We start from the raw sequence: 18,594 nt of genomic DNA on the forward strand, positions 1-18,594 counted from the left end.
CGATCGGAGAGAGTGGCGTCGGATCATGGCAGAGGACCTGACCGTGGCTCGGGGGCTGGTGATACCCGCGTCCGAGTTGCGCGAGCGGTTCTCACGGTCGTCCGGCCCGGGAGGACAACACGTCAACACCACCGACAGCCGGGTAGAGCTGTCGTTCGACCTCGCCAACTCACCCTCGGTGCCGGAGTGGCTGCGCACCCGGATGCTCGACCGCCTGGCCACCCGCCTGGTCAACGGTGTGCTCACGATCGCCGCATCGGAGCAGCGCGCACAACTGCAGAACCGCGCGGCCGCTCGCGAACGCCTGGCCTCGCTCCTGCGCGACGCCGCTGCCGCCCCGCCGCCTGTTCGCCGCGCCACCAAGCCCTCGCGTGGAGCGAAGGAACGACGCATCTCCGCGAAGAAGCGGCGCGGTGTCACCAAACGCAACCGCCGTGCGTCCCCCGACGACTAGTCGACGGCAACCCGCGGGTCGGGGTATCGGCGGCACGACAGCGGTACGCGGCACGAGCGGATGCTTCCCGCGGTTGATGAGGGCTGCGTGCGAAAGCCCCGGGGCGTACGATCACAATGATCTTGGTTTTCATTCTTGCCTGCTGTGTTGAGTGCGTGATTTCACTCCCATGACCTGGACAGGAAGGCCAATGATGACCGTTTCAGCGAGCACACAGGACCGAGCGAATCTCTTCGACGAACTCGATGACGCGATCAGCGAAATCACCGCAGGCCGACCAGTGATCGTGGTCGACGACGAGCACCGCGAGAACGAGGGCGACTTGATCATGGCCGCCGAACTGGCCACGCCCGAAACGCTCGGGTTCTTCATTCGCTACACCGGAGGAGTGGTGTGCGCGCCGATGTCGGTCGAGCGGGCCGAGCTACTCGGGTTGCCGCTGATGACCGCGGTGAACCAGGACTGCAAGCAGACCGCGTTCACCGTGACCGTCGATGCGAGAGCGGGCGTGGTGTCCGGCATCTGCGCGGCCGACCGAGCTACTACCCTGCGCGCACTGGCGGACCCGGCTACCCGGGCAGAAGACCTGCAACGGCCTGGCCACGTATTCCCACTGCGAGCGCACCCCGACGGGCTCGCGGCGCGGCAAGGCCACACCGAAGCGGGGGTGGAGTTGATGCGGCTGGCCGGCTTGTCACCGGTGGCGGCGATCAGCGAGGTCTGTCACGACGACGGGACGGTGATGCGGTTGCCCGCACTGCGTGCCTTCGCCGATTCCCATGAGCTGAAGCTGATTTCGATCGATCAGCTCATCGCCGCCACCGGAACCACGCCGCCCGTTCCCGCATGAGCGACTACGTCGAGGCCGTCCTGTTCGATCTGGACGGGACTCTCGCGGCGACCATGGAGCCCTGGGACCGCTGCTGGGCGCAATACGCCGCCGGTCACGGCCATCTCTGGACCGATGCCGACCGGCACCGTACCCACGGGCACGGTGACTGGGCCCAGCACCTGGCCCGGGTGTGCGGTATCGATGCCGTCGATCAGGTCATCGCCGAGTGCGTGGAGGCGATGATCGACCAGGTCGAAGCCGGTCACATCGAGTTGCTCCCGGGGGTGGACGCGTTGTTGGCGGCGGTCACGAACCGCGCAGCGACCGGTGTGGTGTCGGCTTCTCCGCGCCGGTTCGTCGCAGCCACCCTCGATCATCTCGGGCTGCGCCGATCCCTGCAGGTCGTGGTCGCTCGTGAGGACCAGGCGCAAACCAAGCCCCACCCACAGCCCTGGTTGCATGCGGCCGCCCTGCTGGCAGTTGACCCGAATGCATGTGTGGCAGTCGAGGATTCGGTCGCGGGTATTCGGTCAGCGCATGCGGCAGGGATGCGGGTGCTGGCGATTCCGAGCTGGGCGCCCACGCTGTCTCCGAGCGAAGCGAAACTAGCCGAATATCTGGCACCTGACCACGACCACGCCCAGCGGTGGCTGAGCAGCATCCTCACCGAATCGGCCAGCACGATCACCCGCTGATCCGAATCAGGATTGCTCCTACTGCTGATGCACGGTGTCGAGAATTTGTTTGGTCAGTACAGGGCGCACGCCTACCTGAACCGACGGGAGCTGGTTGATATCCGGGTTCGAGCGGTCGATCGCACAGATGACCGTGTCGACGATCGCCCCCCGCGATCGCAGCTGCTCGGTCGCGGCGACCACCGCACCACCGGTAGTGATGACGTCCTCGATCAGCACGATGCGACGGTCTCGCACCTCGCCGCCTTCGGCAAGCTGTTGCGTGCCATAGGTTTTTGCCTTCTTTCGGATGAACAGCGAGGGCAGTCCGGTCAACTGGCTCAGCATCGTCACGAGTGGGATGCCGCCCAACTCGAGGCCACCGAGCATCTCGGTGTCTTCCGGGACCAGCGCGACCATCCGTTCGGTGATCCGGCGCAGCAGCTGAGGATCGGCCTCGAACAAGTACTTGTCGAAGTACTCATCGGCAACAATTCCCGATCGCAACTGGAAGGACCCACGCAGCCGACAACGCCGATCGACGTCACGGGCAAGTTCGAAAAGGACCGGGTCGTTGCGAATATCCAGCACGACATCATGCTCGCAGACTCTCCGCGACCCAACGACTCGGCCGTCAGTCACCCAGCTCTTCGCGCTGCCATAGGCAGATGCGGACGTCCTGACCGCGCGGTATGCGGCATTTGCGGATGCTATCGCCTACAGGCTTGTCGCTGTGCGGACGAGGTCGGCGACGGCTTTTGATCGGCTGTGGGGTGGCCAGGCGATGACGGTTGTGACGGCCGGTGCGTCCGGTACCGCCACGATGGCGTGCTCGTGGCGTAGCTGGGCGCGGAGCGATTCGGGCATGACCGCGCAGGCCCGACCGAGTGTGATCAGCTGGGTCAACTGGGTATGGTCGCGAACTTGTGGGCCGGGTCCGTCCGGATAGCTTCCATCGGGTCGGGGCCATCGCGGCAGGGGCAGGTCCGTCAGGGCGTTGACCTCGGCCATCGACAGGTGAGTTCGGTCGGCGAGGGCGTGCCCCGCGGGCAGGACCACGATCTGCTGTTCGGTGTGCAGGTCCTCGGTATCGAATCCGGCTGTCGTGTCGTATGGCCGGTGGAGCAGAGCGACGTCGGCACTCCCGTTGCGTAGCAGGCTTTCCGGTTCGCCGGGCCCGCACAGCACTACCTCGACCGTGACGGCGCAGGGGTCGGCGGCGTAGGCGTTCAGCAGCTTCGACAGCAGTTCGCTGGACGCTCCTGCCTTGGTCGCCAGCACCACACCGGGCCGATCGGCAGCGGCGCGACGGGTGCGGCGCTCGGCGGCTTCGACCGCTTCGATCGCGAGCCGGGCCTCCCGCAGCAGCACCGCTCCGGCCGGGGTCAACGTGATCGCGCGGGTAGTGCGGTGCAGCAGAACGACTCCGAGCCGCCGTTCCAGTTGCTGGATCGCCCGCGACAGCGGTGGTTGCGCCATCGCGAGCCGTTGTGCCGCCCGCCCGAAGTGCAACTCCTCGGCGACGGCGACGAAGTATCGCAACTCCCGCGTCTCCACCGGGCCATCGTATCCGGCGCTCACCACGACCAATACCCGCGCGGTATTGACGCGCACTCGATCGGTCTTGGACGCCCCACCCGTGTCCGCAGCATTGTCGACGGCATGAGTGAACGGACAATCGCGCTGGTGACCGGCGCGAACAAAGGAATCGGATTCGAGATAGCGGCGGGCCTGGGCGCCCTCGACTGGCGAATCGGTGTGGGCGCGAGAGATCGACACCGCCGCGACACCGCGGTGGAGAAGCTGCGCGCGGCCGGAATCGATGCGTTCGGAGTCCCGCTCGACGTGGACGACGACGCGAGTGTCGTCGCCGCGGCCGAGCTGATCGCCGACCATGCCGGAGGACTCGACGTCCTGGTCAACAACGCCGCGATCACCGGCAGCGTGCCACAGACACCCACCACGGTCGATCCCGCTACCGTGCGAGCTGTCGTGGAAACCAACGTGATCGGCGTCATCCGGGTCACCAACGCGATGCTGCCCATGCTGCGCCGCTCGGCAGCACCGCGAATCGTCAACATGTCCAGCAGCGTGGGCTCGCTCGCCCTGCAGACCACCCCCGGCATCGACATGGGTCCGATTCCCACTGCCTACTCGGCGTCGAAGACCTTCCTCAACGCCGTCACCATCCAATACGTCAAGGAACTGAGCGAGACCAACATCCTGATCAACTCCGGCTGCCCAGGTTTCACCGCCACCGATCTCAACGGTTTGCGAGGCGTCCGCACACCAGCACAGGGCGCGGCGATCGCGATTCACCTCGCGACTCTGCCCGACGACGGACCGACCGGCGGATTCTTCGACGATGCCGGAACAGTGCCTTGGTGACAGGCGCGGCCTTGGAGGAGGGGGACGGGATCATCCGCTGCGGGTACCGGATCGAGCGGTCACGCGGTCGCGCAGCAGCGGCACTCCGGGCCCGGCAAGGTCATCGCAGTACGCAGCTCTGCCGGCCATCGCCATAGTCAGCGCGATGGTGGTCCCGCTGACCACAGGGCCGGCCCCGGCAGCAAATGATCCGTCGGTCGCCTCCAATCGCAGGCCCTCGGCATTGCTGCGGCCGGCAACCGTGAAGTCACGTCCGGCGTAGAAACGCGCGACTTCGGTAGCGGCTTCCGTCGACGGTGTGCGCGGCAGTCCGAGGGGACGCCGGATGTCTTGTGCGTGGACGACGACTTCACCGAGCCAGGCTGCCGTGGGTCCGGGAGCCGCAGTGGTGCTGGTGACGACTGCCCGGAACCGTTCGAGGGTTTCGGCGGGAGTACTCCCACGGTGCTCGGCGAGACGCCGGTTGTTGTGCTTGTCGAAGTCGAAGCGGGCACCCAGGACGCTGGACAGCCAGCGCAGCCGTCCGGTGCTCGCCGCTGCGGTGAGGTGCGCGACGACCTCCTCGACCACCCAGTCCCCACACAGCGATGGCCGTCCCCACTGCTGGTCGTCCAAGCCCGCGAGATCGTCGGCCAGGGCGGCGCGTTCGGCGTGGGCCATCGCCCAGAGGGCGTCACGGCCTAGGGCATCGGACACGAGCTACCTCCAACAGACTCATCGGTGCGTGCGTTGTGAATGTCATGTGGCCATGCCGAGGTTTTCGAGGATCCAGCGTACTGCGGTGGCATCGCGCGGCAAATCCTTGTGTGATACCGGCTGCGGGTTCAGGTCCTGGACGTATTGGTTGGTCACGCCGGGTTCTGTGATGAATGAAGCAGGCCCGGCAGGGGTGGCGACGACGTCGTCGCGAGTTGCCAGCACCGCGTATCGCACCCCGGGCCGGGCGAGCGGTCCGGCACCGAGCGCGGTGATGAAATCCGAGCCGGTCTCGAGGTCGGCGCACCCCGCGCAGAACGTGGGCAGCACAGTGGAATCCACCAGCTCGCGCAGGCCGGGGAAGGCGGTCGCGACCTCGACCGCGCCGCTGAGGGTGGTGCCGTGTGAGACGGGCGCGAGCAGGATCGCCGAGCGGATCCGAGACGATCGGCCCCCGTTCTTCGCGAGGTACTCGGTGATCGTTCCACCCTGGGAATGGCCGACGATATCGACCTGACCGGCACCGGTAGTGGTGAGGACGCGGTCGAGGAACGACGAGATCTCGGTGGCCGACTCGGCGACGGGGGCTACCCCACCGAGGCCGGGAATCGCCCCCGCCACTCCGTAGGTAGGTGCGTAGACGCAGTAGCCCGCGGCAGTGAGCTGTGGCGCGAGAACATTCCACACCACGGCACTGTCCAGGGTGCCGTGTAGCAGAACCACCGGTATCGGGTGCGTGGCCGATTCGCACGTGGCGGTATCGCCGTCCGGCTGTGCGCTTGCCCGCGGGCCCTGCGCGATACCGCACGCTGCGGTCAGCGCCGTAGCCACCGCCACCGCTGCCAGGATTCGGGACACCAGCGTGCTCCTCGACGTGTGTGTGACGGTCATGCCGCGGGTGGTGTGAGAGCGCGTGCGCGGTTGGCGAACTCGGGGTACGAACGGCCGCCGGTGCCCGTCCACAGTTGCTGAGCCATCACCGGCAGGCGGGCGGCTACGGGCTCGACCATCTGTTGTTCGGTCATCGTGGTCGGATCATCGCACCAGACATGCAGTTTCGACCCGAGTAAACGCTCGCGCTGATCGGGCCGCAATCGGGTGCCGTTGACGAAGAGTCCTGGATTCCATGCGTAGAGCACCTCCGGCGGTGTATTCATCGGCGCGGCGTACCCGCCGGAAGCCCAGTAGGTCGGCGTGAAGGCCGCATTGCTGAGTAGATATCCCTGGTCGGCGAGTTGTTCGGGGCCGTTGTCGTTGCCGGCCCAGGGCAGCACGCCGTTGCCGGCGGTCCAGTGCTCCACCACGATCGAGGCGTCAACGGGAAGTCGCGCGCCTCGCGGGATTCCGTCGTTCCACATCCGTGCGGTCTTGCCGTAGGACCGAACGATCCCGTTTGCCCAGTTGACGGTGTCAGCCACCAGATCGGCGGCGACCGCGTCGGGGCCGAGGGCTGTGTGCGCGGCCGTGGCCAGCTGCGGATACCGGCTGTAGTCGCTGATGTATTCATCGCCGCCCAGATGGAAATAGCGGCCGGGGAACAGTGGGACGAATTCGCGCAGCAGATCCTCGATCAGCGGGCGTGCCGCCGGGTTCGACAGGTCGATTCGGCCCTCCGCGGTGCCGGCCAGCAGGCTGTCGGTGACGGCGTCGAGTGGGCTGGTTGTCGCAGGATGCAGCACCAGCTCCGGGTGAGGGGCCAGGATCGCGTTCATGTGCCCGGGAAAGCCGATCTCGGGAACCACTTCGATACCGAAAGAGCCCGCGTAGGTGATGATCTCGGCCAGTTCGGCGCGGCTGTAGTGCTGGGCTGAGGTGATCTCGGGGTGGGACCTGCTTTCGAGCCGGAAACCGTAATGGTCGGACAGATGCAGGTGTAGCAGGTTCATCCGGTAGTAGGCCATCTCGCGGATGCGCTGCTTGATCCACCCCACGCTCAGGTACTCGCGGCCGACGTCGAGCATCAGGCCCCGCTCGGCGAAGTCGGGCCAGTCCACGACGCTGCCACGGGGCAGGTCGGTCGAGCGGGAGAACCATTGCAGCAGTGTCTGTGTCGCGTGGACTGCGCCTCGATGGGTGCGTGCGGTCACGGTCACGGTGTCATCGATATCGATCCGATAGGACTCCGGTTCGATCGGCCCGCTGTCATCGATGCGCACGACGATGTCGCCATCGCCGGGCGGGACCGACCCGGTTCGGGCAGGGCGGCCGCCGCGATGTAAGTCCTCGGCGAGCGACTCGGCCACGGACTCGGCACCGCGGCCCGCGGTCACCGTCACGGTCGTGTCGAGCGTGAACTGTCCTGCGGCGGAGTCGAAGTGGCGAACGCTCGGAACCGACACGGGAAGCGCGGGCGGGGCAGCCGCTGCCGGGGCGGGCAGCAACCCCAAAGCCAGCAAGGGCAACGCCAGCACCGGCAGCGACCTTTTCATGAACCGCTCACCGGCAGTTCGACGGTGGACGGCGAGACAAAGGTGACGGCGCTGCCCATCGGAGTGGAGCTCTGGAACGGCACCGGATCCTGAGAGGTGACCGTCAGGGTGAGTCGATGACCTGGCGCCAGGTTCCAATACGTCGGCGCGAGGTCCCAGCTCATGTCCGTGGGCGCGAACGGGGTCAGGCCGTGGCGGGTCAGCGGCCAGTAGGTGATGGCTTTGCCGGTGCCGTCGGGCGACTCGTCGTAGAGGATGCCGATCAGCGTGAGGTCGGCGCTTGCCGGGATCACCGTCAAATCCAGGTGCGGATTCCCGGAGACGATCCCGCCTGCGGCGAAGGGCTCCGAGCGCCAGAGACCGGCCAGATTCCGGTCGACCGCTCCCAGCGGGATGGCGGGCGAGAGTCCGACCTGTGCCAGGCTTCCGGTGAGATAGGGCACGGCTGAGACCGCGATGGTCGGCCCGGAAATCAATGACTGTGACCAGTTTTCGGTTGCGTCGGCACCCAGAACACCTGTCGACGGTGCGGACAACGACAAGCTCCGGAGCGATTGCTGGGCATCGGCCACCGAATCGAAGTGCACGTAGGGGCCGGTGTTGGCAGGTTCCATCGTGACGACGGGTTCGGCCGCGATGCCGTTGTCGGCGCCGTTGATGTAGTGGTCGAGCCAGCGCAGGGCCCGGTTCCAGATGGGATTGTCCAAGCCGACGATCTGGCCGGCACCACCGCCGGTGGAATGATCACCGGGCTGCAGAAACAGCATTTTCGGGCCGGTGAGCTGGTCGAACAAGGAGTACACCGGGCCTACCGGCAGCAGGCTGTCCTGCCAATCGTGGGCCAGGAACACCGCCGTGCCGTTGGCGTTGAGCTGAGGTATCGCTCGGGCCAGCAGTTCTCGTGAGGGCAGTGTGTCGAAGGCGCCACCGTCGCCGTTGAGGATGGTGGCGATTCCGCGGTCGACCAGTTCGGGGCTGAATCGGTTGGTCGCCGCTCCGGCAGCGGCTAGTGCGATCGGGCCACCGGTTTTGGGGGTGGCATTCGGGGCGAGCGCTTGGGCGGGATCGCCGGGCGGGGAGTCGGCGACGAGTGCCTTGATCCGGGGATCGTGAGCGGCGGCCAGAATGGCCATTCCGGCGCCGTAGGACCCGCCGGCGATCGCGATGCGTTCGGGGTCGACGTTCAGGTTGGCGATGGCCCAGTCGATGACGGCCGAGGCGTCGGCGGCGTCGTGCCCGCCGAGGAGATCCACCTCGCCGCCGGACAGATACATCCCGCGTGCGGTGTACTCGATCGAGATGAAGTTCTCGCCGGTGGAGAGGCGGTAGGCGGATCCGAGGCTTCCCATCGCGGGCATGCCCCACCCGGACGGTTGCAGCACCAGCGGGTTCTTGTGGGTCGCGATGTCGGCGGGCGCTGTGATCACCGCGTTGAGCTGGATACCGCCGGCACCGGGGATGAACAAGGTGGTGGCCTGGCCGCCCGGAATCGGGACGGCGTCGGCGGGCTGGCCGCTCAGCACGGTTCCGCCTGCGACGATGAGGGCGGAGACCGCTAGGCGCAAGACAGTCGGTTTGTCATCGATTCTTCCCTGCTGCTAGCCGAGCACAGCGGCGATGAAGAGGCCGAGGTTGTGCAACAGGGACAGCGGCGACATGAGGATGTAGCCGGCGAGTGTGCCGAGAACATCGGGAGCGGGGAGTTCGTTCATGTGCTGTGTCCTACTCGTTCGACGTTACCTGCGATGTCCGCCCGCCACACGGTGCCGGCGCGGGTCGTCTCGACTGGAACAGTCATGCCCGCGCTCCCGCCGCGTGCATCCCAGCGCGCCGGCCGAAGTATGAGCTCTCGCCCAAACATGTGCCGCTGGAATAGCCGGCGCCGTCCTGCACGATCGTGGACGCACACGCGCCGACCGCGTACAGGCCCGCGATGACACCGCCGTCCGCACGGCAGACCTGCCCGTCGACTGTGGTGCGAAGGCCCCCGAGGGTGAAACCCACATAGGTCGCCTCCGGTGGGGTGAGATGAAATGCGGCCCACGGACCAGTATCGACTGGCACGAGCCAATCCGGATGCTTGTGCAGGACCGGATCCGTGCCGCACGCGGCTGCCTCGTTGTAGTCACGCAGCGTCGCTGCCAGCTTGCCCTCCGGAATGCCCAGGGCTGCTTCCATTTCGGCGATCGTCTCCCAGCCGTCGATGAACTCGATCATCGGCAGCTCCGGCCACGCCATAATGGCGGCGTCGACGATCAGGTACGACCTGGACTCCCTCAGCACCGCGGCGGCGGTGCGGCCGTGATAAGAATCCTCGGCCACGAATCGACCGCCCTCGGCATTGACGACGATGCCTTTGAGGAGGTCGGCGGGTGGATAGAACGACGCGGTCATGAAGGCGCCGTGCATGTGTGCGAGTGCGCCACCGACGGACTGCCCCAACAGGATTCCGGATCCGTCGTCGGTGGGTGTGCCCAGCGGCACGGCCTTCTCGGCAAGTACGGGGGTGTAGGTCCGCAGCATTTCGGGGTTCATCACATATCCGCCGGTCGCGAGCACAACGGAGTTCGCGCGCACGAGGGACTCGTCGCGGCAACCTACGCCGACGACGGTTCCGGCATCGTCGGTGCGCAGTTCGGTGACCTGACTGGCGCACTGGACACGTACCCCCGCGCGCTCGAGCGCGGCGGCCATGACCCGCATGACCTGGCTGCCGCCCTGTTCGGCCGGCGCGGCGATCTTGTGGCCACGCGGCGCGGGCTCGGCCTGATCGCGGTAGGGCCATACCTTTTCGTTGCCGGTCCACATCAGACCTTCAGTACCCGGCTGCACCACGGCCTTTCCCGGGTAGAAGCTGCGCTCGAACTCGACACCGTGTGCTTCCAGCCAGTGGAAGTGAGCGACGCTGTCGTCGCAGTAGGCCCGGATCTTGGCCGCATCGGGCTCCGCGGTGACGGCCATCAGGTAGTCGAACATCGCCTCGACGGTGTCCTCGAAACCGGACGCCAGCTGAACAGGAGTGCCGCCACCGAGGTAGAAGTGGCCGGCGGCCAGGGCCGAGGTGCCGCCGATGCCGCTGGATCGTTCCAGCAGCACGACATCAGCGCCGGTCTCGGCGGCGCTGATGGCCGTGCACGCACCGGCTATGCCGCCGCCGACCACCACCACGTCCGCATGGCCAGGGTTGGTTACTGCCATGGGTTCCGGTGTCCTTCCGGGATCAAATGGTCGAACATCGCCCGCATATCGGGCGAGAGCCGGATCACCTCGACGTAGGAACCGATCGGACCGCCTTCCAGGTACGCGAATTCCATTCCGATTCCTTCGAATTCACCCTGTGCACGATGTCCGCGCCAGCCAGTGCGGCGTCGTAGTCATCAGGTATCCAGGCGACGTGATGCAGGCCCGGTCCGGCGGTGCCCAGGAACTCGGTGTAGATGTTTGTTCCGGACACCGGTGCGATCAGTTCGAGTTGTTGCCCGCCGGCGTAGCCGAGCGCGACATCGATGACGTACTCAGCGGGCTGACCACGGTAGGTGCAGGATTCGGGCCCGAAATGCACACCCGGTATCCGCAGCCACCGCTCGACGCCGAAGTCGTCGGCGAATCGCTTTTCGGCAGCGCCGATATCGTGAACTACCCACGCCACCTGGAAGATCGGTCCTTCGATATTGCGCACTGCGGGTCGCTCCTAGGTCTGCCGGGCGATCATCCGGCCGGTGATCTCGGGGAAGAGCTTGTACGCGAGAATGACCGCCGCGTTCGATTTCGGAAAGATGATGTGCGCCTTGTTCTTTCGCACACCTTCCAGGATGTGCCCGGCAGCCCGCTCCGGCGTGAGCGGTCGCATCGGCACGCGATCGATGGCAGCTCGATAGTTGAAGCCGGGCAGATTGATTGCGCTACCGAATATTGCGGTGTCGACGATCCCCGGCACCGCCGCACTCACTTTGATGCCGCGCGGTGCCGCCTCCGCGCGCAAGGACGCACTCAAGCCGATCACCGCGTGTTTTGTCGCCGCGTAAGCCGTTGAGCGTGGCACCGGCAGCATTCCGGCGCTCGAAGAAGTATTCACGATATGGCCGAATCCCTGGGTCAGCATGACGGCATATGCGTGCCGGGTGCCGTGTACGACGCCCCACAGGTTCACGTCGATGATGTGCTGCCACTGCGCATGGGTCATCGCCTCGGTGCTACCGCCGACCACGACGCCGGCGTTGTTGAAGACCTGATCGAGGCGGCCGAATTGGTCTCGCGCCCCCACGATCAGTGCTTCCACCTGGTCGTTCTCGGTGACGTCGACCACTCTCGGATGAATCGTCTCCGCGGCGACAGCGGCCAGGCCGTCCGCGTCACGGTCTGCGGCGACGACCTGAAATCCCTTGGCGGCCAGCTGTGTACAGAGGGCGCGACCGATTCCCGACGCCGCGCCGGTCACCACAGCGACTGCCATCTCGGCGTTTGCCATAGCCGCTGTTCCCCTTCGTCGATCAGCACCTGAGCCAAGTTTAAACACGCACGCTTAATTTGGTCAATGCATACGTTTAATCGCTCGGCTATGCTCGCCAAGTGACCAGCAACGATCCGCGCAACGCCTTGCTCGACGCGGCGGAACGATTGATCGCGCTACGCGGCATCGACGTACCGCTGCGAGATATCGCCGCCGACGCGGGCCAGCGCAACAACTCAGCGGTGCACTACTACTTCGGCTCGCGCACCGGACTCATCGACGCTGTCATCGAACGCCGAATGCACGGCCTGGAAGGCGTACGCCTGGACCTGCTCGCCCAGCACGAGACCGACAGCACCGGCCACGACCTCTACGAACTGGTCGACATGTTGGTCCGTCCGATGGTCGACATCGCGCGCAGCGGCCAGAGCACGCATTACTCGCGTTTCCTCGAAGTCGTTCGCGCCCAGCCCTCCATCGCAGACTTCGTCCACCTCGACGCTCCCGGCCACCGTGCTGTCCGCATCATCACGACCCGGCTCGTGGCCGCTCTGCCCGTGCCCGACCCCCGCCGTCGCATCGAGGCCGTGGCAACGGCAATGTTCGCGCTGCTCGCAGACCATGAACGGCGCGTCGAAGCGCACACCGACCACACCGACGCCACCGCCGAGATAGTCGCGATGCTCGTCGGGCTCGCCACCGCACGGATTCCGGCGGCAACAGACTGAACCGCGGTCCAAGTCGCTGCTCGAACAGGCCGAAACCGGCGGACTACTGCTGACCTTCCTTCTGGAATCGTCGCTGGGCGCAGGCCCCAGCTGACCACCTCGGAGCCCTCCGGCCCGGAACACACCGGCGTAGCCTCTCAGGATGCGGATCGGCGAGCTGTCCAAGCGCACGGGCGTGAGTCCGCGCTCATTGCGGTACTACGAAGCGCAGGGCCTGCTGACCAGCTCACGCTCCGACACCGGGCAGCGTCACTATTCCGATGCCGAGGTCCAGCGTGTGTCGCTCATCCGGCAACTGTTCGACGCGGGTATGTCCAGCCGGGTGATCGCGACCGTGCTGCCGTGTGTGGACGTCCCCGGTGACCTGGGTATCGCCGAGGCGACGTTCGCGACGATGACGCGCGAGCGCGACCGGATCGACGCCGATATCGCGCACCTGACCGAGACCCGAGATGCGCTCGACGCGCTGATCAGGGCCAACAGCCGGCACCGGGCGGAGCTGTCCACGGCCGGCGAACCGGTGGCGCGGTCGGCCTGACGCTGTGACCTGCACCTCAATCGGTTGCCTCTTACATCGGTGTGAGGGGTGAGGATGGCTACAGAGCCCGGAATCACCTGGGCCGGTATGTCGAGAGGCGGCAGACAATGGGGCAGGCGTGGGGTTTCGGCAGGTACGGCGGACCCGAGGTGCAGGAGTTCTTCGATCGTCTCGATCCCGTTCCTGGTCGCGACGAGGTGCTGATCCGGGTCGACGTCGCCGGCGTGAATCCCCTTGACCACCTTGTGCGCTCGGGTCTGGTCCCCGGGCTCGACGGCGGGCGTCCGTTTCCCCGCGTGCTGGGCATGGAGGCTGCCGGAATCGTTCTCGCCCGGGGCGCGGACGTCGAAGGGCTCGAGGTAGGTGATGCGGTCTTCGGCTTCGCACTCACCGGTGGCGGCACCTACGCCGAGACGACGGTGCTGTCCGCGCCGAACACCGCGCGCATCCCGGCGGGCCTGTCCGCGACCGTGGCGGCAACGCTGCCGGTGGCCGGGACGACCGCGGTGGATGCGCTCGACCAGCTCGACCTCCCGGCCGGTACCACGGTCCTGGTCAACGGGGTCGGGGGTGGAGTCGGCCTCGCCGTCGCCCGGCTGGCCATCGGGCGCGAGCTGCGTGTGATCGGCACCGGCAGCACTGCCAAGCGCGAGCACGCTGAAGCCATCGGGGTGCGGTTCATCGACTACGCCGCCGAGAACGTCGTCGCCGCGGCGCGCGAGCTGGTTCCGGACGGCTTCGACGGGATCGTCGATCTGGTCGGAGGCACCTCGCTCCGGACGGTCGCGCCACTGGCCCGCGATCCCCGCAACATCATCGCGGTGGGTGATATGTCTGTGCCCGATCTCGGTGGGCGTTTCATCGAGCGCCGCCTTGACCGCGAGAACCTGGAGCGCTCCGCCCGGCTGGCCCTCGACGGAGTCCTCGCACCCGTGATCACCGCGGTCCATCCGCTCTCCGACGCCCCGGCAGCCCTCGCCACCGTCGAGAACGGTCACACCTCGGGCAAGGTCGTCATCAAGGTGACATGAGAAGTGCCCGGCCGAGCTGAGTGAACGTTCTGCTCAGAGTTTCGGCAGGTTGAGATCGCGATAGGCTGACTGTTGATTGCGAGTGCGGCTGGGGGAGGGGCGAACGTGGTGATACGTGGCCGAGAGTCCCGCGATGCTGCGGCGCCCCTTGACATGTCGCGCACGGAGCGCCTGCGCGTCCACGGCGCCGTCTCTACTGCCTTGGCACTGCACAGCGATCATGCGTTGGGCGAGCTCGTGGATGCGGCCGTGCCGATCGGTTCCGGTATCGGCGGAAAGTCGGCGCTGCTGGAGATCGCCGGAACTCCGGTTTTCGTGAAGCGAGTGCCGCTCACCGATCTGGAACGGCAGCCGGAGCACGTCCGGTCCACGGCGAATCTGTTCGATGTGCCGATGTTCCACCACTACGGCGTCGGCCTCATCGGGGGGACGGGCTTCGGGGCTTGGCGCGAGCTCGCCGTGCACATCATGACGACGAACTGGGCGCTCGCTGCCGAACGCGAGGGGTTCCCGCTGATGTACCACTGGCGGGTGCTGCCGGACACGACGCCGCTGTCGGCCGAGCTCGCCGACGTCGATCGCGCCGTCGCCTACTGGGATGGCCGACCCCAGATACGTCACCGGATCGATGCCATCCGGGACTCTTCGGCGAGCATCGCGCTGTTCCTGGAGTACATTCCGCAGACCCTGCACGAGTGGCTGAATGCCCAGATCGAGGCGGGCGATGAGGCCACCGACCGGGCCTGCGCGATGGTGGAACGGGAGTTGGCCGCCGCCACCGCATTCATGAACAGTCGTGGGCTCCTGCACCTCGACGCGCACTTCCAGAACATCCTGACCGACGGTCGACGCCTCTACTTCGCAGATTACGGCCTCGCGCTCTCCTCCGGGTTCGACCTGTCGCCGCAGGAAGCCGCGTTCTTCGACCGGAACCAGAGCTATGACTGCGGCTTCACCGCCACCTATTTGGTGAACTGGCTGCTCACCGCTCTGTACCGGCTCCGGCGGGACGACCGGGCTGAACGCGCCGAGATGGTGCGCGCCATCGCGGCGGGTGCGCCGCCGGAGGGCATTCCCGAGGGAGCCGCCGCGGTTCTCACCCGGCAGGCGCCGGTCGCTGCGGCGATGTCCGCGTTCATGCTTGCGTTCCAGCAGACGAGCCGGAGCACCCCGTACCCGGACGATGAGATCCGCCGCCTGCTGGACGACCGGACTTCGGCGCTCGTTCAGCCGCTCCCGTCGTCAGATCAGCTCGGGCGGAAGTGCTAACGACGGGACGAGTGTGGCGAGGTCGACCAACTCGATGTGTCGGCCGTGCACGCGAGTGAAATCCGCGATGGTGAAATCGGTTGCGGGTCCGAAGCGTTGCTCGAACCGGGCTCTGGTGCGGGGAGACGATCGAGCGAGTGCCCACGCGATCGTCGACTTGGATGTTGTCAGGAACCTGATGGGCAGCGCACCGACAACGAAAAGCTGAGCACGCCTGCCGCTTTCATCGAGCGCCAAGTGAACCAGGTCGGCGACCACACCTCGCTTGCGCATCGTGTCGGCACCTTTCCACTGTGCGACTTTGAACTCGGCTATTCGACGGTCTGTCTCCAGATCGAATGGTCGCGACGGGTCATTTCCGGCTCCCAGAGAGGGCCGCTGGACGACTACCTCTCCGTCTTCCAAGAGGGCGGGTAGCACGCGCGCGATGACGGTCGCGTGAATGACGTCGTTGAGGCGTCCGACGTGTGCGCGTACAGCCAGCGCGGCATCGAGAAGGTCGTCGCTGAATCCGTATCTGGTGGTCACCTCATGACTCGTTGTGGATCCAGCGCCCTGGAAATCAGCCTCCGCGGCGGCGAGGTGCGCTGTCAGATTGTGGTCGGTGAGGAACCGCGACAGCATCGCGAATGATTCGGCCGACCCATCGATGTCGGAGGCTTCCGCCTGGGCGGCCGGCGCCTGGGCGGCGTCGGCCCGCGGCGGCGTATAGACGCTGGTGGACAGCCCTAGCCGGCGCAGCGCAGCGAGTGCGCGATGTGACGTATACGCCGAGCGCGGCAACCCGGTGATCAGCTGATACACCTGCTTGGGCGGATAGCGCTTGTTCGCGACAACCACCCAGTGCTCGCGGATCGGCTCCGGTTCGACCTCTCTGATCGATTCGAACACCGATGGTTCGATCGCTTCACCCATTCCCGAGAGGTTTCATCACCACGGGCGGGCAGGGCAACCGCTGGCACCGAATTACGTCCCGAGCGGAGTGAATGACCTCATCGGTACGCTCGTGGGCATGGGTGGGGACTTGGTACTGCTGATCGCCACCGTTGGTCCGTTGGCACTGTTGGGATGGGCGGCTGTTCGGGCGAAGCACCGCGGCCTGGGAGGGTCCTTTGTCGGGCCATTTCAGGAGATGTTCGATCCCGGTGCGGCGCGAGCACAGATCGTCATCGAGGAGATCGCGCAACTGCCTGATCCTGCGGACTCCGGCGACCCGGACAACGACGATGATTCGCCGAACACGGTGGTGTACAAGGGTGTTCGGCTCTACATCGACCCTGATAGGGCTCGGCGGCGCGGAGGTGGTGGGACCGCCAGGCAAGCTGGATGAGCACCCGCCTTGCAGACCCGAACAGCCGTCCGACCATCACACCCTCCGAGTTCATCGTCTGATGGTCGCGAGGATTTGCGGCCCCAGCGCTCGGATCACTCGCCGCGAGACAGGCTCATCCGGCACGGGAGACTACCGGGGAGGGTGAAAGTTCTATGATTCCAGCGATATTGGCTGCCACGGCAGGAATCCTGGGCATCATGATCGGTCGTTTCTGAGATACCCACGCCGAGTCCACAAGATGGCGTCGAGATCAGTCCGGGTCTGGCCACGAACAGGCCGGCGCCGCTCGCCGGACAGGACTTCGAACATCGACATCAGGCCCTGGTCGGCTGCGTTCGACCTGGATAGACCTCGGACCGGTCCGACAGGAATTTCAAGACCAAGCCGCGCAGCTCTGAAACTTGCGCGCCGTCCATCTCGGCGATCATCACCTCCGCTCGCTGGGCAATGCCTCGCACTTCAGCCAAGACCTCGGCCGAGTCCGACCATCGCTCCTCAGGAAGTCGGAGCACCGCCGCCAACAGGGCACCCGGCCAAACGTCACCCTCGATGTCCTGCACGGATTGTGAGAACTCTTCGCTGTCGGCCATGCCTTTCACCGCTCTCATCTCAATGGCACTGCTCGTTCACGTGAAGCATCGGCGCTGTCAGCACCTGCCCCACAGTAGTGGTCACCGGTCTGGACCGACGCCGTCGTTGACACGCACATCGGCAGATTCGGACGTTGGTGGTAGCGCGCCCAGCGGCAATTGAGTGTGTTCGCCAGGTTCGCATCGTGGCATCATGTTCGACATGATCTCCAGCCGAAAGGCCCATGCCGCGTAACCGCCCATCTGAGGTCCGGGCCGCCACTGCGTTGCGGCCCCGCCCCCATGGCGCCGCCTTCGTTATCGACGGACTGTCGTCGTCAGCGAGTTCCGAGATCGCTCGCCTCGAGCGCACCCGGAACTACCTGCGGACAGGGGATGTTGGCAATGCAGTTCGTCTGTGGAAGAACCACGTTCGCCGTCCGATCCGCGAGCTGCGGCATTACTACGAGTTCGGGGATGTGCACGACTTCTGTTGTGGCAGTCCGGTGCAGGCCCGCGACCTGCTCGACATCGTGACCTCAGCGATGTCACCCCGCAGCGCGCGCGAGCTTCGCGCGATCATCGCTCGACTCGATGCCCAGTTGCAATTCTGACCGCCCAGGCTCATGCCATTCGGCTGTTGCAGGCGTTGGCCGGTCGTCGGCCTGGCCCGGCCGCTTGCCTTTGCGGGTTCTCTGCGCTGGCTGGGTCGGTCAGCACGGTATGCGGCATGAGCGGACGTTTGAAAGTCCTGACCCGAGAGTCGAGATTTCAACTGCGGTAGTCGAGTAGCCCGGTCAAGTAGTGGGCGCGGTCCTGCTCGCCGAATTCACGAAGCGCACCGGCGAGCTTGAACCCGAGGTTGTCTGCATCTGGATCCTCGAGGCAGTTGTAGATCCAGTTCAGCGTGAACTGTGTGACTCCGGTGTCACTGACTGCGCGGACGTCATCGAGACGCATACCTTCGCCATCGATGACGCACCGGACCTCGGAGCATGTCTTGGCCAGTAGTTCGGCTAGGTACACCGAGTACGCCAACGCCTTGACCGCGCGGAGGGAAGGTTCTTCGTCGGGGTCTTCGGCCATCGATTCGACGACTCCCTGAACGAAAAAGACGCTCGGGTCGGTCCCGTCGAGGTTGGCACCTTCTCCTCTGGCCCAGTCGAGGAATCGATGTGCTTCCGCCAAAAGTTGATCACTCAC

General features: G+C 66.0%; 21 protein-coding genes and 1 pseudogene. 10 read left to right on the forward strand and 12 right to left on the reverse strand.

Translation table 11 applies throughout. The annotated features are described in order from the left end of the window. Window positions 1-25 precede the first annotated feature (25 nt). The 3 genes from arfB to ACFTS5_RS14410 all read left to right on the forward strand — a co-directional run bounded on the left by arfB (window position 26) and on the right by ACFTS5_RS14410 (window position 1,981). Window positions 26-454: an alternative ribosome rescue aminoacyl-tRNA hydrolase ArfB gene (gene arfB / locus ACFTS5_RS14400; protein WP_378630951.1), complete on the forward strand. Its 429-nt coding sequence runs from the start codon at window positions 26-28 to the stop codon at window positions 452-454. A gap of 193 nt (window positions 455-647) precedes the next feature. Next, the gene (gene ribB, locus ACFTS5_RS14405; RefSeq protein WP_378630952.1) at window positions 648-1,304 is read left to right on the forward strand and encodes a 3,4-dihydroxy-2-butanone-4-phosphate synthase; all 657 of its coding nucleotides are present in this window, start codon (window positions 648-650) and stop codon (window positions 1,302-1,304) included. Next, window positions 1,301-1,981: an HAD family hydrolase gene (locus ACFTS5_RS14410; protein ID WP_378630954.1), complete on the forward strand. Its 681-nt coding sequence runs from the start codon at window positions 1,301-1,303 to the stop codon at window positions 1,979-1,981. Before ribB ends, ACFTS5_RS14410 begins: the two co-directional genes overlap by 4 nt. 18 nt (window positions 1,982-1,999) lie before the next feature. Here ACFTS5_RS14410 and pyrE read toward each other — a convergent pair whose 3' ends face one another. Both pyrE and ACFTS5_RS14420 read right to left on the reverse strand, forming a co-directional pair. Further along, complete coding sequence (gene pyrE, locus ACFTS5_RS14415) at window positions 2,000-2,602, reverse strand: orotate phosphoribosyltransferase (RefSeq protein WP_378630955.1); 603 nt, start codon at window positions 2,600-2,602, stop codon at window positions 2,000-2,002. A gap of 75 nt (window positions 2,603-2,677) precedes the next feature. Next, window positions 2,678-3,517 (reverse strand): LysR family transcriptional regulator, encoded by an 840-nt coding sequence (locus tag ACFTS5_RS14420; protein WP_378630957.1) that lies wholly within the window; start codon window positions 3,515-3,517, stop codon window positions 2,678-2,680. Window positions 3,518-3,622: 105 nt separating this feature from the next. On the opposite strand from ACFTS5_RS14420, the gene ACFTS5_RS14425 reads away from it, so the two are divergent. After that, complete coding sequence (locus ACFTS5_RS14425; protein WP_378630959.1) at window positions 3,623-4,348, forward strand: SDR family oxidoreductase; 726 nt, start codon at window positions 3,623-3,625, stop codon at window positions 4,346-4,348. A gap of 30 nt (window positions 4,349-4,378) precedes the next feature. On the opposite strand, the gene ACFTS5_RS14430 is transcribed toward ACFTS5_RS14425, so the two are convergent. From ACFTS5_RS14430 to ACFTS5_RS14460, 7 genes and pseudogenes are all read right to left on the reverse strand, one after another. Next, a complete protein-coding gene (locus ACFTS5_RS14430) occupies window positions 4,379-5,008 on the reverse strand; it encodes a maleylpyruvate isomerase family mycothiol-dependent enzyme (RefSeq protein ID WP_378631450.1) in 630 nt (209 codons plus the stop codon). A gap of 78 nt (window positions 5,009-5,086) precedes the next feature. Next, window positions 5,087-5,902 (reverse strand): esterase/lipase family protein, encoded by an 816-nt coding sequence (locus ACFTS5_RS14435; RefSeq protein WP_378630960.1) that lies wholly within the window; start codon window positions 5,900-5,902, stop codon window positions 5,087-5,089. 29 nt (window positions 5,903-5,931) lie between these two features. Next, a complete protein-coding gene (locus ACFTS5_RS14440; RefSeq protein ID WP_378630962.1) occupies window positions 5,932-7,473 on the reverse strand; it encodes a family 20 glycosylhydrolase in 1,542 nt (513 codons plus the stop codon). Continuing rightward, a complete protein-coding gene (locus tag ACFTS5_RS14445; RefSeq protein WP_378630963.1) occupies window positions 7,470-9,038 on the reverse strand; it encodes a CocE/NonD family hydrolase in 1,569 nt (522 codons plus the stop codon). The genes ACFTS5_RS14440 and ACFTS5_RS14445 overlap by 4 nt, the downstream gene beginning before the upstream one ends. 229 nt (window positions 9,039-9,267) lie before the next feature. Continuing rightward, window positions 9,268-10,671, reverse strand: coding sequence for an FAD-binding protein (locus ACFTS5_RS14450; RefSeq protein ID WP_378630965.1), 1,404 nt, complete (start codon window positions 10,669-10,671; stop codon window positions 9,268-9,270). Next, a pseudogene (locus ACFTS5_RS14455) lies at window positions 10,662-11,152 on the reverse strand (VOC family protein). Before ACFTS5_RS14455 ends, ACFTS5_RS14450 begins: the two are co-directional and overlap by 10 nt. 12 nt (window positions 11,153-11,164) lie before the next feature. Next, window positions 11,165-11,941 carry an SDR family NAD(P)-dependent oxidoreductase gene (locus ACFTS5_RS14460; protein ID WP_378630966.1) on the reverse strand — a complete coding sequence of 259 codons (777 nt, stop codon included), beginning with the start codon at window positions 11,939-11,941 and terminating at the stop codon, window positions 11,165-11,167. A 101-nt stretch (window positions 11,942-12,042) separates the two neighbouring features. On the opposite strand from ACFTS5_RS14460, the gene ACFTS5_RS14465 reads away from it, so the two are divergent. The 4 genes from ACFTS5_RS14465 (at window position 12,043) to ACFTS5_RS14480 (ending at window position 15,489) form a co-directional block, all read left to right on the forward strand. After that, window positions 12,043-12,651 (forward strand): TetR family transcriptional regulator, encoded by a 609-nt coding sequence (locus tag ACFTS5_RS14465; protein ID WP_378630968.1) that lies wholly within the window; start codon window positions 12,043-12,045, stop codon window positions 12,649-12,651. A gap of 142 nt (window positions 12,652-12,793) precedes the next feature. After that, a complete protein-coding gene (locus ACFTS5_RS14470; protein WP_378630969.1) occupies window positions 12,794-13,189 on the forward strand; it encodes a MerR family transcriptional regulator in 396 nt (131 codons plus the stop codon). A 107-nt stretch (window positions 13,190-13,296) separates the two neighbouring features. After that, entirely contained in the window at window positions 13,297-14,220 is a 924-nt protein-coding gene (locus ACFTS5_RS14475; RefSeq protein WP_378630971.1) for an NADP-dependent oxidoreductase, read from the forward strand. A 72-nt stretch (window positions 14,221-14,292) separates the two neighbouring features. Further along, the gene (locus ACFTS5_RS14480; RefSeq protein ID WP_378630972.1) at window positions 14,293-15,489 is read left to right on the forward strand and encodes a protein kinase family protein; all 1,197 of its coding nucleotides are present in this window, start codon (window positions 14,293-14,295) and stop codon (window positions 15,487-15,489) included. Here ACFTS5_RS14480 and ACFTS5_RS14485 read toward each other — a convergent pair. Beyond that, the gene (locus ACFTS5_RS14485; RefSeq protein ID WP_378630974.1) at window positions 15,463-16,404 is read right to left on the reverse strand and encodes a hypothetical protein; all 942 of its coding nucleotides are present in this window, start codon (window positions 16,402-16,404) and stop codon (window positions 15,463-15,465) included. The genes ACFTS5_RS14480 and ACFTS5_RS14485 overlap by 27 nt on opposite strands. Before the next feature lie 67 nt (window positions 16,405-16,471). On the opposite strand from ACFTS5_RS14485, the gene ACFTS5_RS14490 reads away from it, so the two are divergent. Continuing rightward, window positions 16,472-16,819 (forward strand): hypothetical protein, encoded by a 348-nt coding sequence (locus tag ACFTS5_RS14490; RefSeq protein WP_378630976.1) that lies wholly within the window; start codon window positions 16,472-16,474, stop codon window positions 16,817-16,819. Window positions 16,820-17,136: 317 nt separating this feature from the next. On the opposite strand, the gene ACFTS5_RS14495 is transcribed toward ACFTS5_RS14490, so the two are convergent. Continuing rightward, a complete protein-coding gene (locus ACFTS5_RS14495; RefSeq protein ID WP_378630977.1) occupies window positions 17,137-17,412 on the reverse strand; it encodes a hypothetical protein in 276 nt (91 codons plus the stop codon). Between the two features lie 224 nt (window positions 17,413-17,636). On the opposite strand from ACFTS5_RS14495, the gene ACFTS5_RS14500 reads away from it, so the two are divergent. Continuing rightward, window positions 17,637-18,005, forward strand: coding sequence for a hypothetical protein (locus ACFTS5_RS14500; RefSeq protein ID WP_378630979.1), 369 nt, complete (start codon window positions 17,637-17,639; stop codon window positions 18,003-18,005). Window positions 18,006-18,162: 157 nt separating this feature from the next. On the opposite strand, the gene ACFTS5_RS14505 is transcribed toward ACFTS5_RS14500, so the two are convergent. After that, entirely contained in the window at window positions 18,163-18,594 is a 432-nt protein-coding gene (locus ACFTS5_RS14505; RefSeq protein ID WP_378630980.1) for a hypothetical protein, read from the reverse strand.

Source organism: Nocardia sp. NPDC056952, from assembly GCF_042674185.1.
Taxonomy (GTDB): domain Bacteria; phylum Actinomycetota; class Actinomycetes; order Mycobacteriales; family Mycobacteriaceae; genus Nocardia.